This is a genomic window from Pantoea sp. R102, from assembly GCF_004916815.1.
GTDB classification, from domain to species: Bacteria; Pseudomonadota; Gammaproteobacteria; order Enterobacterales; family Enterobacteriaceae; genus Pantoea; species Pantoea dispersa.
On record NZ_SDFT01000021.1, the window covers coordinates 1 to 14,843 of the forward strand.

11 protein-coding genes are annotated in these 14,843 nt (G+C 61.6%); 2 read left to right on the forward strand and 9 right to left on the reverse strand.

Going from position 1 to position 14,843, the window contains the following annotated elements:
* Positions 1-1,125 (forward strand): DNA repair protein RadA (gene radA, locus ERD80_RS03010; RefSeq protein ID WP_136545699.1); only part of this gene is annotated, 1,125 nt, incomplete at its 5' end.
* Between the two features lie 257 nt (positions 1,126-1,382).
* Positions 1,383-2,609, forward strand: coding sequence for a multifunctional transcriptional regulator/nicotinamide-nucleotide adenylyltransferase/ribosylnicotinamide kinase NadR (nadR, locus tag ERD80_RS03015; protein ID WP_010618490.1), 1,227 nt, complete (start codon positions 1,383-1,385; stop codon positions 2,607-2,609).
* A gap of 49 nt (positions 2,610-2,658) precedes the next feature.
* Here the strand turns inward: nadR and ettA are convergent, their stop codons facing one another.
* The 9 genes from ettA to uca form a co-directional block, all read right to left on the reverse strand.
* Positions 2,659-4,326: an energy-dependent translational throttle protein EttA gene (ettA, locus tag ERD80_RS03020; RefSeq protein ID WP_071813584.1), complete on the reverse strand. Its 1,668-nt coding sequence runs from the start codon at positions 4,324-4,326 to the stop codon at positions 2,659-2,661.
* 116 nt (positions 4,327-4,442) lie between these two features.
* Positions 4,443-5,207, reverse strand: coding sequence for a DNA-binding transcriptional repressor DeoR (gene deoR / locus ERD80_RS03025; RefSeq protein ID WP_040679620.1), 765 nt, complete (start codon positions 5,205-5,207; stop codon positions 4,443-4,445).
* Positions 5,208-5,320: 113 nt separating this feature from the next.
* The gene (urtE, locus tag ERD80_RS03030) at positions 5,321-6,019 is read right to left on the reverse strand and encodes an urea ABC transporter ATP-binding subunit UrtE (protein ID WP_021506813.1); all 699 of its coding nucleotides are present in this window, start codon (positions 6,017-6,019) and stop codon (positions 5,321-5,323) included.
* A 1-nt stretch (position 6,020) separates the two neighbouring features.
* Complete coding sequence (urtD, locus tag ERD80_RS03035; RefSeq protein WP_021506814.1) at positions 6,021-6,812, reverse strand: urea ABC transporter ATP-binding protein UrtD; 792 nt, start codon at positions 6,810-6,812, stop codon at positions 6,021-6,023.
* Positions 6,805-7,881, reverse strand: a complete 1,077-nt coding sequence (urtC, locus tag ERD80_RS03040) for an urea ABC transporter permease subunit UrtC (RefSeq protein WP_136545700.1) — start codon at positions 7,879-7,881, stop codon at positions 6,805-6,807. The genes urtD and urtC overlap by 8 nt, the downstream gene beginning before the upstream one ends.
* Positions 7,881-9,446 (reverse strand): urea ABC transporter permease subunit UrtB, encoded by a 1,566-nt coding sequence (gene urtB, locus ERD80_RS03045; RefSeq protein ID WP_125309996.1) that lies wholly within the window; start codon positions 9,444-9,446, stop codon positions 7,881-7,883. The genes urtC and urtB overlap by 1 nt, the downstream gene beginning before the upstream one ends.
* Positions 9,447-9,666: 220 nt before the next feature.
* Complete coding sequence (urtA, locus tag ERD80_RS03050) at positions 9,667-10,935, reverse strand: urea ABC transporter substrate-binding protein (RefSeq protein WP_136545703.1); 1,269 nt, start codon at positions 10,933-10,935, stop codon at positions 9,667-9,669.
* 30 nt (positions 10,936-10,965) lie between these two features.
* Positions 10,966-11,667 carry a GntR family transcriptional regulator gene (locus tag ERD80_RS03055; protein ID WP_136545701.1) on the reverse strand — a complete coding sequence of 234 codons (702 nt, stop codon included), beginning with the start codon at positions 11,665-11,667 and terminating at the stop codon, positions 10,966-10,968.
* Positions 11,668-11,676: 9 nt separating this feature from the next.
* On the reverse strand, positions 11,677-14,843 hold a 3,167-nt coding region (gene uca / locus ERD80_RS03060; RefSeq protein ID WP_136545702.1), incomplete at its 5' end, for an urea carboxylase.

A 14,843-nucleotide genomic window follows, 5' to 3' on the forward strand; every position in this document is an offset into this window, starting at 1 on the left:
GTGCTGGGCGGTGGCGTGGTGCCGGGCAGCGCGATACTGATTGGCGGTAACCCTGGTGCCGGTAAATCGACGCTGCTGTTGCAGGTGATGTGTAAGCTGGCGGAAGGGATGAAAACCCTGTACGTCACCGGCGAAGAGTCGCTGCAGCAGGTGGCGATGCGCGCCCATCGTCTGGGATTGCCGACGGAAAACCTCAATATGCTGTCGGAAACCAGCATCGAGCAGATCTGCCTGATCGCCGAGCAGGAGCAGCCGAAGCTGATGGTGATCGACTCGATCCAGGTGATGCACATGGCGGAGATTCAGTCATCGCCGGGCAGCGTGGCGCAGGTGCGGGAAACCGCCGCTTACCTGACGCGCTTCGCCAAAACGCGCGGCGTGGCGATCATCATGGTCGGTCACGTCACCAAAGATGGCTCGCTGGCCGGGCCGAAGGTGCTGGAGCACTGCATCGACTGTTCGGTGCTGCTGGACGGCGATGCCGATTCGCGCTTCCGCACGCTGCGCAGCCACAAAAACCGCTTTGGTGCGGTGAATGAGCTGGGCGTCTTTGCCATGACCGAGCAGGGCATGCGCGAAGTCAGTAACCCGTCTGCTATCTTTTTGTCACGCGGCGATGAGATCACCTCGGGCAGTTCGGTGATGGTGGTCTGGGAGGGCACGCGCCCGCTGCTGGTTGAGATTCAGGCGCTGGTGGACCATTCGATGATGGGTAATCCGCGCCGCGTGGCGGTTGGGCTGGAGCAGAACCGTCTGGCGATTCTGCTGGCGGTGCTGCACCGTCACGGCGGCCTGCAGATGGCCGATCAGGATGTGTTTGTGAACGTGGTCGGCGGCGTCAAAGTCACCGAGACCAGTGCGGACCTGGCGCTGCTGCTGGCGATGGTGTCGAGCCTGCGCGATCGCCCGCTGCCGCAGGATCTGGTGATTTTTGGCGAAGTCGGTCTGGCCGGGGAGATTCGTCCAGTGCCGAGCGGCCAGGAGCGCATTTCCGAAGCGGCCAAGCACGGCTTTAAGCGCGCCATTGTGCCGGCAGGAAATGCGCCGAAGAAGGCGATTGACGGTATGAAGGTGTATAGCGCGAAGAAACTGGCGGACGCGCTGGCGATTCTGGACGAGCTGTAAGGCGGGTTGTTGGGGAGGGGGTTTTGCTTGTGGCGTGGCCAGTGCCCTAACTTTGCCTTAACTTTGCCCTTACCTTTGCCCTCACCCTAACCCTCTCCCGCTTGCGGGAGAGGGAACCGACCGGAGCGGCGAAAAGTACGGCGTTAATCTGCCATTTATCGCTCTGTTCAGGATTTTCCCCCTCTCCCGCGGGCGGGAGAGGGCCGGGGTGAGGGCCCACGCGCACCATCCCTCTAATTCCATGCAGGAGGCACTACATGTCATCGTTTGACTATCTGAAAACCGCGATTCGCCAGCAGGGACACACATTGCAGCAGGTGGCTGATGCCAGCGGGATGACCAAAGGCTATCTGAGCCAGTTGCTGAATGCCAAAATCAAAAGCCCGAGCGCGCAGAAGCTGGAAGCGCTGCACCGTTTTCTCGGGCTGGAATTCCCGCGCCGCGACAAAACCGTGGGCGTGGTGTTCGGTAAGTTCTATCCGCTGCACACCGGTCACATCTACCTGATCCAGCGCGCCTGTAGCCAGGTCGATGAGCTGCACATCATCATGGGCCATGACGATCCGCGCGATCGCCAGCTGTTTGAGAACAGCGCCATGTCGCAGCAGCCCACCATCAGCGATCGTCTGCGCTGGCTGCTGCAAACTTTCAAGTACCAGAAAAACATCCGTATCCATTCGTTCAACGAAGAGGGAATCGAGCCCTATCCGCACGGCTGGGACGTGTGGAGCGCCGGTGTGAAAACCTTCCTCGCGGAGCAGGGTATTGAGCCCGACTGCGTCTATACCAGCGAAGAACCGGATGCGCCGATGTATCAGCAGCATCTGGGCATTCCGGCAGTGGTGATCGATCCGCATCGATCGTTTATGAACATCAGCGGCAGCCAGATTCGTCAGGATCCGTTCCGCTACTGGGAGTACATCCCGACTGAAGTGAAGCCGTTCTTCGTGCGCACCGTGGCGGTACTCGGCGGTGAATCGAGCGGTAAATCGACGCTGGTCAATAAGCTGGCCAACATCTTCAACACCACCAGTGCGTGGGAGTATGGCCGCGATTACGTCTTCTCGCACCTCGGCGGCGACGAGATGGCGCTGCAATACTCCGACTACGACAAAATCGCGCTCGGCCAGGCGCAGTACATCGATTTCGCCGTCAAATACGCCAACAAAGTGGCGTTTATCGACACTGACTTCATCACTACCCAGGCGTTCTGCCTTAAGTATGAAGGGCGCGAGCACCCATTCGTGCAGGCGCTGATCGATGAGTACCGCTTTGACCTGGTGATTCTGCTGGAAAATAATGTGCCGTGGGTGGCCGATGGCCTGCGCAGCCTCGGCAGTTCGATGGATCGCCGTGAGTTCCAGTCGATGCTGGTCACCATGCTGCGTGAAAATCACATTGAATATGTGCACGTCAAAGAGGATGACTACGACACACGCTTCCTGCGCTGCGTCGAGCTGGTGAAGCAGATGCTGGGCAGCTAGCGCAGCACAACAAAAAAGGCGCCGCGGCGCCTTTTTGTTATCACAGCGATTACTTCGCCATGCGCTTGTACTTGATACGCTTCGGCTCCAGCGCTTCGGCGCCGAGGGTGCGTTTCTTGTACTCTTCGTACTCGGTAAAGTTACCTTCGAAGAACTCCACCTTACCTTCATCCTGATAGTCGATGATGTGGGTGGCGATACGGTCGAGGAACCAGCGGTCGTGCGAGATCACCATTGCGCAGCCCGGGAACTCCAGCAGGGCGTTTTCCAGTGCGCGCAGGGTTTCGATATCCAGGTCGTTGGTTGGTTCGTCGAGCAGCAGCAGGTTGCCGCCCACCTGCAGCAGTTTCGCCAGGTGCAGACGACCACGCTCACCGCCGGACAGTTCGCCGACGCGTTTGCCCTGATCGGTACCCTTAAAGTTAAAGCGACCGACATAAGCGCGGCTTGGCATTTCGGTGTTGCCGATGCGCATAATGTCCTGACCGCCAGAAACTTCTTCCCACACGGTTTTGGAATTATCCATCGCATCGCGGAACTGATCGACCGACGCCAGCTTCACGGTTTCGCCCAGCTCGATGCTGCCGGAATCCGGCTGCTCCTGGCCTGACATCATGCGGAACAGCGTCGATTTACCGGCGCCGTTAGGACCGATGATGCCGACGATGGCGCCTTTCGGCAGCGAGAACGACAGATCGTCAATCAGCACGCGATCGCCATACGCTTTGCTCAGGTTCTTCACTTCCAGCACTTTGTCGCCGAGGCGCGCGCCAGGTGGAATGAACAGTTCGTTGGTCTCGTTACGTTTCTGATAATCGGTGTTGTTGAGCTCTTCAAAGCGCGCCAGACGGGCTTTGCCCTTAGACTGACGGCCTTTCGCGCCCTGACGCACCCACTCCAGCTCTTTCTCGATCGATTTACGACGCGCCGCTTCCTGAGAAGCCTCCTGCGCCAGACGCTGATCTTTCTGCTCCAGCCATGAAGAGTAGTTGCCTTCCCATGGAATGCCTTCACCACGGTCCAGCTCCAGAATCCAGCCGGCAACGTTATCGAGGAAGTAACGGTCGTGGGTGATGGCTACCACGGTGCCTTCGAAGTCGTGCAGGAAACGCTCCAGCCACGCGACGGATTCGGCATCCAGGTGGTTGGTCGGTTCGTCGAGCAGCAGCATGTCTGGCTTTTCCAGCAGCAGACGGCACAGCGCGACGCGGCGGCGTTCACCACCGGACAGGTTAGCGATTTTGGCATCCCACTCCGGCAGACGCATGGCATCGGCAGCGCGGTTCAGCTGGGTTTCCAGGTTGTGCCCGTCGTGTGCCTGGATCACTTCTTCCAGACGGCCCTGCTCAGCGGCCAGCTTGTCGAAGTCGGCATCCGGATCGGCGTACAGCGCGTACACTTCGTCGAGACGCTTCAGCGCGCCAACCACTTCCGCGACGGCTTCTTCCACCGACTCACGCACGGTGTGTTCCGGGTTCAGCTGAGGTTCCTGCGGCAGATAGCCGACTTTGATGCCCGGCTGCGGGCGAGCTTCCCCTTCGATATCTTTATCAATGCCGGCCATGATGCGCAGCAGGGTCGATTTACCCGCGCCGTTCAGGCCGAGTACGCCAATTTTGGCGCCAGGGAAAAAGCTAAGGGAGATATTCTTCAGAATGTGACGCTTCGGCGGAACCACTTTGCCGACGCGATGCATGCTATAGACGAATTGAGCCACGTTGTGATGAGCCTCTTGGTCTGTAATGGGTGGAACGTCAGATGCTGAAGTTTAGCCGTTTTCACCCGGCAATCACAGCCGCATTGCGCGCAATCTTCCGCAGCGGCGGAATAATGCTAACCGCAGTGCAGGGTGAGCCTGGCCGCCTGCAGCACGGCAAGCAGCGCGGGCGGAGGCGGGCTGTCGCTGACCAGCATATCAAACAGCGAGAAGTCACCAATGCGCGCCGGCAGTACCTTGCCGTACTTGCTGCTGTCGCCGACCACGATTTTGGTCTGCGCCCGCTGCAGCGCCAGATGCTTGATGGGCAGTTCATTGAGGTTATAACAGGTGGCACCCTGCGCGGCGTCCATACCGGCGGCAGAGATAAAGGCTTTATTGGGGCAGAGCGCATCCAGCACCGTGACCTGCTCGAGCGGGGTAAACACGGCGTTATCGGCGTGGAATTCGCCGCCGCACAGAATCACCCGACAGCGCGGCTTCTCTTTTAACGCCAGAAAAGTGTTGATCGCGCTGCAGATGGCGGTGAAGGGTAGGTCGTTATCGATCGCTTCGATCACCAGCGGTAACGTGGTGCCGCAGTCGAAAAATACCGTGTCGTTGGCCTGTACCAGCGCGGCAGCCCGCTGTGCCAGCAGACGTTTCTTGCTGACGTTGAGGTTTTGCTGGTCGCTGACAAAATAGTGCGCCACGTTCTGCCGTGGGTCGCGCATCACATAGCCACCCAGCAGCACCACGCCCTGCGTCGCGCCGGTTAAATCGCGGCGGATGGTCATTTCTGACACGCCCAGCAGTTGCGCGGCCTGTTTTAAGTGCAGGGTGTCGCTGTGTTTCAGCGCCTGCGCCAGCTTATTGATTCGTTCGTCGCGGCGGGTTTCCATCAGTAACAGTTCGCTCAACCTTCGCTGCGGCCGGAATGGCCGGGTGGAGGGTAAACATAAGTTTTTTCTTGCAGATTAACAACCTGTCTTCTGCCTGCCCGCCCGCCGCGCGGCTAAATCGCCACCAGCCCGCGCACGCCCTCGCTCTCCATATTCGCACCCGCGCCGCGCTGCACAATTTCGCCGCGCGACATCACCAGATAGCTGTCGGCCAGTTCGGCGGCGAAATCGTAAAACTGCTCAACCAGCAGGATCGCCATGTCACCGCGCTGTGCCAGCTGGCGGATCACCGCACCGATCTCTTTGATCACTGACGGCTGGATCCCTTCGGTCGGCTCATCGAGGATCAACAACTGCGGCTGGCAGGCCAGCGCCCGGCCGATCGCCAGTTGCTGCTGCTGGCCGCCTGACAGATCGCCACCGCGCCGCGTTTTCATCTCGCGCAGCACCGGAAACAGCTGGTAGATCTCCTCCGGTACCCGGCTGGCCTGGGTGCCGGAGAAGCGCGCCAGCCCCATCAGCAGGTTCTCTTCCACCGTCAGACGCGGAAAAATTTCGCGCCCCTGCGGCACGTAAGCAATACCGGCCTGTACGCGCTGGTGGGGCTTGCGCGTGTTAATCAGCTGGTTCTGCCAGCGAACCTCGCCGGATTTGACCGGAATCAGCCCCATCAGACACTTCAGCAGCGTGGTTTTGCCCACGCCGTTGCGCCCCAGCAGGCAGGTGATCTCGCCCGGGCGAGCCTCAAACGACAGACCGCGCAGGATATGGCTGCCGCCGTAATATTGATGCAGTTCTGCTACCTGTAACATCTCAGCGCCCCAGATATACGTCGATAACCCGATCGTCCGCCTGTACCTCGCGCAGCGATCCCTCAGCCAGTACCTGGCCCTGATGCAGTACCGTCACGTGGTCGGCAATGGTTTCCACAAAGCCCATGTCATGTTCCACCACCATCAGTGAGTGCTTGCCCGCCAGGCTGCGGAACAGCTCGGCGGTGTAGTCGGTTTCGGCATCGGTCATGCCGGCTGCCGGTTCGTCCAGCAGCAGCAGGTGCGGCTCCTGCACCAGCAGCATGCCGATTTCGAGGAACTGCTTCTGCCCGTGCGACAGCAGACCCGCCTGCCGCTGGCGTTCGCCGCCGAGCCGCAGCAGTTTCAGCACCTCGTCGATGCGATCGCGCTGCTCGCCGCTAAGCCGGGCGCGCAGGCTGGCCCACACCGATTTATCGTTTTTCAGCGCGATCTCGAGGTTTTCAAACACCGTCAGCGCTTCAAACACCGTGGGTTTCTGAAACTTGCGGCCAATGCCGGCGCGGGCGATTTCGACCGGCGACAGCTGGCGCAGATCGGTATCCTGGTCGTAGAGCACCTGGCCGCTGTCCGGCCGGGTTTTGCCGGTGATCACGTCCATCAGCGTGGTTTTTCCCGCGCCGTTCGGGCCAATCACGCAGCGCAGTTCGCCGACGCCGATCTGCAATGACAGATCGGTCAGCGCGCGGAAGCCGTCAAACGAGACGTTGATGTTCTCCAGCAGCAGCACCGGATCGGTTTGCTGACGATGGCGATCCGCCGGGTGCGGTTGGGTAAACAGTTGCTCAGTCATGACGCCTCCGGCGCAGCAGGCCAATTACGCCACGCGGCAGGAACAGCGTGACCAGGATGAACATCAGGCCCAGGAAAAACAGCCAGTATTCCGGGAAGGCGACGGTGAACCAGCTTTTGGCACCGTTGACGATGGCCGCACCCAGCAGCGGGCCAATCAGCGTGCCGCGTCCACCGAGTGCCACCCAAATCGCCGCTTCAATCGAGTTGGTCGGTGACATTTCACTCGGGTTGATGATGCCGACCTGCGGCACATACAGCGCGCCGGCCAGTCCGCACAGCACGGCGGAGAGCGTCCAGACGAACAGCTTGAAGCCCTTCGGATCGTAACCAATAAACATCAGGCGGTTTTCTGCATCGCGCACCGCCGTCAGCACGCGACCAAACTTACTGCGCGCCAGGGCAAAGCCCAGCGCCAGGCTGAACAGCAGCAATAGCACGGTCGCGATATACAGTGCGATACGCGTGCCGGTGGCGGTGACGCTGAAGCCGAGCAGGGTGGTGAAACCGGTGAAGCCGTTGTTGCCGCCGAAGCCGGTTTCGTTGCGGAAAAACAGCAGCATGCCGGCGTACGTCAGCGCCTGCGTCATGATGGAAAAATAGACACCTTTGATTCTGGAGCGGAAGGCGAAGAAGCCAAACAGCAGCGCCAGCAGGCCTGGCACCAGCACAATCAGGCACAGCGCCCAGAGAAAGTGCTGGCTGCCGGCCCAGAACCACGGCAGCTCATTCCACGACAGAAACGACATAAACGCCGGCAAACCGCTGCCTGCGGCCTGGCGCATCAGGTACATGCCCATGGCATAGCCGCCGAGGGCAAAAAACAGTCCGTGGCCGAGCGACAGCAGCCCGGCGTAGCCCCACACCAGATCCAGCGCTACCGCAACAATCGCATAGCAGAGGATTTTGCCCACCAGCGTCAGCGTATAGGTGGAGATCGCCAGCGGATGGCTGGCGGGCAGCAGGGCGCAGAACGGCAGCACCAGCAGCAGCGCGGTCACGATGACGCCGAGAATCAGGCTGAGGCGCGGCGCTTTGCGCACCGCGCGTAAGGTCAGTGGCTGGCTCATCAGTCAATCACCCTCCCTTTAACGGCAAACAGACCCTGTGGACGTTTCTGGATAAACAGCACAATCAGCACGAGGATCAGGATTTTGCCGAGCACCGCGCCAATCTGCGGCTCCAGCACTTTGTTAAGGATGCCGAGACCAAAAGCCGCCACCACGGTGCCGGCCAGCTGACCGACGCCGCCGAGCACTACCACGAGGAATGAGTCGATGATGTAGCCCTGACCCAGTTCCGGTCCGACGTTGCCCAGCTGCGACAGCGCGACGCCGCCGAGTCCGGCAATGCCGGAACCGAGGCCAAACGCCAGCATATCGATGCGCCCGGTCGGCACACCGCAGCAGTCCGCCATGGCGCGGTTCTGCGTGACCGCCCGCACATTCAACCCCAGCCGGGTTTTATTCAGCAGCAGCCAGGTGAGCGCCAGCACCGCTATGACAAACAGGATCACCGCGATGCGGTTATACGGCAGCACCAGATTCGGCAGCAGCTGCCAGCCACCGGACAGCCAGCCCGGATTGGCCACTTCGAGGTTCTGCGCACCAAACAGCATGCGCACCAGCTGAATCAGCATCAGGCTGATGCCCCAGGTGGCGAGCAGCGTCTCCAGCGGTCGACCATACAAATGGCGGATGATGGTGCGTTCCAGCAGCATGCCCATCACGGCGGTAACGGCGAAGGCCACCGGCAGCGCCAGCAGCGGGTACCACGCCAGCCACTGCGGCGCAAACTGCTGGAACAGATTCTGCACCAGCCAGGTGGCGTAGGCGCCGAGCATCAGCATCTCGCCGTGCGCCATGTTGATCACGCCCAGCAGGCCGTAGGTGATCGCCAGGCCGAGCGCGGCCAGCAGCAGAATGGAGCCGAGCGACAGACCGGTAAACGCCTGGCCCAGCCAGTCGCCCCACATCAGGCGCTGTTTGATGTGCTGCAGGCTGGCGGCCGCAGCGGCGCGCACCTGCGCATCGGGTTCGTTGCTGGCCTGGGTTAAGCGCGTCAGGCTGGCCTGCATCGCCGGATCGCCCGATTCTCCGAGCAGCGTGACCGCTTTCAGGCGCAGCGCGGCGTCCGGGCTGGCGAGCTGCAGATTCGCAGCGGCCATCGCCAGCACCGCGTGCACCTTGCTGTCCTGCTCGACGGCAAGGCGCTGTTCAATCAGCGGCAGCTGGTCAGGTGCGGCATCGTTTTGTAACTGCTGCGCCGCGCGCAGGCGAATCGCCGCATCATCACTCACCAGCTGGTGGGCGGCGAGGGCGCTGGCAATCAGCACGCGCAGCCGGTTGTTCATGAAGAGTTTTTTGGTTTCGCCGTCCGGCTGCCGGGCGCTGTCGAGCGGCAGAAGCTGGTCAGCCTGTTTGCTGAACGGCTGTTTGTTCTGGTCGATAACCACGCTTTCATTGCGCAGCGCCTGCAGCAGCGGCAAGCGGCTGGCCTGCGGCGCCGCAGCCCACTGCTGCAGCAATGTCGCCTGCTGCGTGCGGCTGGCAGCGGCGAAATCAGCGCCATCACCGGCCTGCGCCAGCCACGGCAGCAGTAACAGCAGGCAGCTGAGAATACGGCGGAGTGTCATGGTGATCATCCTGTTATGGTTACGTTGGGTGCGGTGTGGCCCTCATCAGGGTTAGGGCGTTGTCTGGCCCTCACCCTAACCCTCTCCCGCAAGCGGGAGAGGGAACCGATCGAGCGAATGAAGAGCGCCTCACTCACATGCAGCAGCGTCTCCCTCTCCCCCTGGGAGAGGGCCGGGGTGAGGGCCATAGGGCCATAGGGCGAGGGCCATCAGCCTCCCCTTACTGCGCCGACTTCACCGGATAGTCCGGCTTCTTATCATTCCCGGCGATATACGGGCTCCACGGCTGGGCGCGTACCGGCTGTTCGGTCTGCCACACCACGTTGAACTGGCCGTTCTCCTCCACTTCACCAATCATCACCGGCTTGTGCAGATGGTGGTTGGTTTTGTCCATGGTCAGCGTGAAGCCGTTCGGTGCTTTAAACGTCTGTCCGGCCATTGCGGCGCGCACTTTATCCACATCGGTGGTGCCGGCTTTCTCTACCGCCTGCGCCCACATGTGCAGGCCAACGTAGGTGGCTTCCATCGGATCGTTGGTGACCACCGTACTGGCGTTCGGCAGGTTGTGCGCTTTGGCGTAAGCGCGGTAGTCGGCCACGAACTTCGCATTAGTCGGGTTATCCACTGACTCAAAGTAGTTCCACGCTGCCAGCTGACCGACCAGCGGTTTGGTGTCGATGCCGCGCAGCTCTTCTTCCCCCACCGAGAAAGCGATCACCGGAATGTCGGTTGCTTTAATGCCCTGGTTCGCCAGCTCTTTGTAGAACGGGACGTTGGAATCACCGTTGATGGTGGAGATCACCGCGGTTTTGCCACCGGCGGAGAATTTTTTGATATTGGACACGATGGTCTGGTAATCGCTGTAACCAAACGGCGTGTACACCTCTTCGATATCCTTATCCTGCACGCCTTTGCTATGCAGGAAGGCACGCAGAATCTTGTTGGTGGTGCGCGGATAGACGTAGTCGGTGCCGAGCAGGAAGAAGCGTTTGGCGCTGCCGCCATCTTCGCTCATCAGATACTGCACCGCCGGGATCGCCTGCTGGTTCGGCGCGGCGCCGGTGTAGAACACGTTCGGCGACATCTCTTCGCCTTCGTACTGCACCGGATAGAACAGCAGGCCGTTCAGCTCTTCAAACACCGGCAGCACCGATTTGCGCGACACCGACGTCCAGCAGCCAAACACCACCGCCACTTTGTCCTGAGTCAGCAGCTGGCGCGCTTTTTCGGCGAACAGCGGCCAGTTAGAGGCCGGATCGACCACCACCGGTTCCAGCTTCTTGCCCAGCACGCCGCCTTTGGCGTTGATCTCATCGATGGTCATCAGCGCCACATCTTTCAGCGGCGTTTCGGAGATCGCCATGGTGCCGGACAGCGAATGCATAATGCCGACTTTGATGGTGTCTGCCGCCTGTGCGGTAAAGGCGAAGCCCATGCTGGCAACGGTAGCGGAGAGCGCGAAAGCTTTAAGCAACGAACGTCGTTTCATCATTTAAACCCCTAACTGTGTTATCTGTTGTTATTCAATGGGTTGAAGCCGAGCCTGCTGTAACATATGCAACGTAATCTTCCTGACCTCGGCCTTACTGACGGCAATGTGGTCGGTTAAAATGCGCTGTGCCTCCTCGGTGTGTTGCTGAAAAATCGCCCGTAAGATCTGAGCGTGCTCGCGGTACGTGGCATCGACCCGGTCATCCCGCGTGAAATCGAGACGGCGAATGATGCGGATTTTTTCTGTCAGCTCGGCGTGGATGCGCGCCATCTCCTGATTGCCCGCCGCGGCCACCAGCGCCATGTGAAAGGCTTCGTCGTGCGCTGATACCGCTTTGCCATCTTCCAGCCGGGCATCGTCGATCCAGAAGGTTTTCAGCGTGGTCAGGGTTTCCGCGCAGGCCAGCGGCGGCAGCGCGCACAGGCGGCGCACCGCCTCGCGTTCCAGCACGGTGCGGAAGTCGTACAGCTCCTCGAAGTAGGCGAAATCGAACGGCCGCACCTGCCAGCCGCTGCGAAACCACACCTCAACGTAGCCTTCGCGCTCCAGCCAGAACAGCGCCTGACGCACCGGCGTGCGGCTCACCGCCAGCCGATCGGCGATTTCGTTTTCGCTGAAGCGGTCACCCGGCATCAGACGGAATTCAAAGATGTCCTGCTTCAGCGCCTGATAAACCTTTTCGGCCAGCGCTTCGGGACGGCCTTTGCTGCGGGGCGCGCTACTGTTCATACCTGCTCCTTAAGCCAGCCACAGCAGGGTGTCGCCCGGACTCACCGGACGGCCCGCCTGGCAGGCAATGCGTTTCACCGTGCCGGCCTGCGGCGCGACAATCGCCAGCTCCATCTTCATCGCTTCAACGATGATCAGCGTCTGACCGGCCTGCACCGTATCGCCCGGCGCAACCAGCACTTTCCAGATGTTGCCGTTCATGTCTGCGCACACCGCCAGCGCGTCGTCCTCTGCGTCGGCGACCACCAGCGTCTCTTCACTGGTGAGCGGCGCTTCCTGCTCTTCCTGCGCCCACAGCGTCACTTCCTGCTCAAACGCCGCGGCCTGACGTTCACGGAAGGCACTGATTTCCGGCGCGTTGTCGGTGAGGAATTGCTGATGGGCCGCGAAGTCAAACTCGCTCTGTTCGATGCGGATGTGTGCACGACCGGCGCGGAAATCGTCGCGCAGCTGCGTCAGTTCCGCTTCGCTCACCGGATAGAAACGCACCTGGTCAAAGAAGCGCAGCAGCCAGGGTTCGCCGGCGGCAAACTGATCGTTTTGCAGGAACTTGTTCCAGATGGGCAGCGTGCGCCCCACCAGCTGATAGCCGCCCGGTGAATCCATGCCGTAGATGCACATGTACATGCCGCCAATGCCCACCGTGCCTTCGGCGGTAAAGGTGCGCGCCGGGCTGTATTTGGAACTCAGCAGGCGATGGCGCGGATCGATCGGCACCGCGCACGGCGCGCCGAGATAGACATCGCCGAGACCGAGAATCAGATAGCTGGCGGCAAACAGGGTGTCGCGTACCGCTTCGCGGCTCGCCAGTCCATTGATGCGCTGAATGAAGTCAACGTTGTTCGGCAGCCACGGCGCGCTGGCGCGAACCGTCTCTTTGTAACGCTCCACCGCGCCGAGCGTGGCGCTGTCTTCAAACGCCATCGGCAGCCAGACGATGCGCGACGGCACTTTCAGCGCGCTGACGTCGCCCAGCCCGGCTTCCAGCTCCAGCAGCAGCGTCATCAGCTGCTGCTGACCGATCACCAGGCTGTCATAGCGCACCTGCAGCGAGCGCACGCCGGGCGACAGCTCTTCAATGCCGGGCTCTGCACGCTGGCGCAGCGCCTGCATCAGCAGGTGTACGCGCAGGCGCAGCGCCAGATCCAGCACGTTATCGCCGTACTCAATCAGCACATATTTGTCGCCCGCCTGGCGGTAGACCGCCGCAGGCGTGGTGGCGGTTGCCGGCAGCGCCGCTAACAGGGTGGCAGAACCGATGTCGCTCGCCGCCAGCGACGGCACCGCGAAGGCCGCTGCGTGCTGGCTGCGCAGCGTGGTTACGCTGTGCGCCTGGGCTTTCTCCAGCGCGACCGCTTCGTCAGCGCTGATCGGGTGGAAGCGGATGCGATCGCCCGGTTTGACCTGGCCGACTTTCCACAGCTCGGCTTTGGCGATGGTGACCGGGCAGACGAAGCCACCAAGGCTCGGACCGTCGTGCGTCAGGATCACCGGGAAGTCACCGGTAAAGTTCACCGCGCCGATGGCGTATTCGCAGTCGTGTACGTTAGACGGATGCAGCCCGGCTTCACCGCCATTGGCGCGCGTCCAGCTGGGTTTAGGCCCGACCAGACGGACGCCCAGCCGGTTGGAGTTGTAATGCACCTGCCAGTCGCTGGCAAAGAACTCATCGATGGCGGCCTGGGTGAAGAAATCCGGTGCGCCGTGCGGGCCGTACAGCACGCCAATGCGCCATTCGCTGCCGTAGTGCGGCACCAGCGCGCGATCCAGCGCTTCAGGTTCGCTGACCGGGGCTGGCGTGGTGCAGGCGGCGAGCGTCGGCTGAGAGATCGGCAGCATGTCGGCGACGCGCAGCGTGCGTCCGGCGTGGCCGCCAAACTGACCCAGCGAGAAGGTGGCGCGGCTGCCAAGATACTCCGGCACATCGAAACCATTACGCACCGCTAAATAGGTGCGGCAGCCGCTCTGCGCGCGGCCCAGCGTCAGGGTTTGTCCGGCTTTCACCGCCACCGGCTGCCAGTAGTCGACCGCGCTGCCGTCGAGATCGGCCGGACAGTCGGCACCGGTCAGCGCGATCAGCGCATCGCTGTAGAAACGCAGCGTCGGGCCCTGCAGGGTGAACTCCAGCCCGGCGGCGCTGGCGTGGTTGCCGACGATACGGTTGGCCAGGCGGAAGGCGAAGTCATCCATCGGGCCGGACGGCGGCACGCCGATGTCCCAGTAGCCCAGGCGGCCGGGAAAGTCCTGAATGCTGCTGAACGTGCCCGGCTGCAGCACTTCGATGACGCTGGCTGCCGGCGTAAAGCCATCAAGGAAGCGCGTCCAGACGTTGCCGCTGCGGAAGGCGTCGGTCGCCACGATCTGACGCAGATAATCGAGATTGGTGGCGATGCCGTGCAGTTGAGTGGCATCGAGCGCCTGCTGCAGCTTCGCCAGCGCGGCGTCGCGCGTTTCGCCATGCACGATCAGTTTGGCTACCATCGGATCATAAAACGCCGTCACTTCGCTGCCGGTCTCGATCCAGCCGTCGACGCGCACCCCCGGCGGGAAGCTGACGTGGGTTAACACGCCCGGGCTCGGCTGGAAGTTTTTCAGCGGATCTTCGGCGTACAGCCGCACCTCAATTGATGCGCCGTGCGGTGGCTGCTGCAGACGATCCCAGTCGATGGCATCGTCTGCCGCCACCTGCAGCATGCACTCCACCAGGTCAAGGCCGGTGACGCACTCGGTCACCGGATGCTCCACCTGCAGGCGGGTGTTCACTTCGAGGAAATAAAACGCGTCCTGCGCGGCGTCATAGATGTACTCCACGGTGCCGGCGCTGCGGTAATTAACCAGCTCGCCCAGCCGCACCGCTGAAGCCAGCAGCGCTTCACGCGTGGCCTGCGGCAGATTAGGGGCCGGCGTCTCTTCCACCACCTTCTGATTGCGGCGCTGCAGCGAACAGTCGCGTTCGCCCAGCGCAATCACCTTGCCCTTGCCGTCGCCAAAAATCTGTACTTCCACGTGGCGCGCGCGGTCGATGCAGCGTTCAAGAAACACGCCGGCATCGCTGAAAAACTGCTCGCCCAGACGGCGCACGCTCTCCCACGCGTTTTCCAGGGCCGTGGCGTCGGCGCAGCGGGTCAGACCGATGCCGCCGCCGCCGGCGGTGCTTTTCAGCATCACCGGATAGC

What these genes read in the sequence shown, in the direction of transcription:
- ERD80_RS03055 (WP_136545701.1), bottom strand. Translation starts at nt 11,667, where the DNA reads ATGAACAGTAGCGCGCCCCGCAGCAAAGGCCGTCCCGAAGCGCTGGCC.
- deoR (WP_040679620.1), bottom strand. Translation starts at nt 5,207, where the DNA reads ATGGAAACCCGCCGCGACGAACGAATCAATAAGCTGGCGCAGGCGCTG.
- urtE (WP_021506813.1), bottom strand. Translation starts at nt 6,019, where the DNA reads ATGTTACAGGTAGCAGAACTGCATCAATATTACGGCGGCAGCCATATC.
- urtD (WP_021506814.1), bottom strand. Translation starts at nt 6,812, where the DNA reads ATGACTGAGCAACTGTTTACCCAACCGCACCCGGCGGATCGCCATCGT.
- urtC (WP_136545700.1), bottom strand. Translation starts at nt 7,881, where the DNA reads ATGAGCCAGCCACTGACCTTACGCGCGGTGCGCAAAGCGCCGCGCCTC.
- urtA (WP_136545703.1), bottom strand. Translation starts at nt 10,935, where the DNA reads ATGAAACGACGTTCGTTGCTTAAAGCTTTCGCGCTCTCCGCTACCGTT.
- nadR (WP_010618490.1), top strand. Translation starts at nt 1,383, where the DNA reads ATGTCATCGTTTGACTATCTGAAAACCGCGATTCGCCAGCAGGGACAC.
- urtB (WP_125309996.1), bottom strand. Translation starts at nt 9,446, where the DNA reads ATGACACTCCGCCGTATTCTCAGCTGCCTGCTGTTACTGCTGCCGTGG.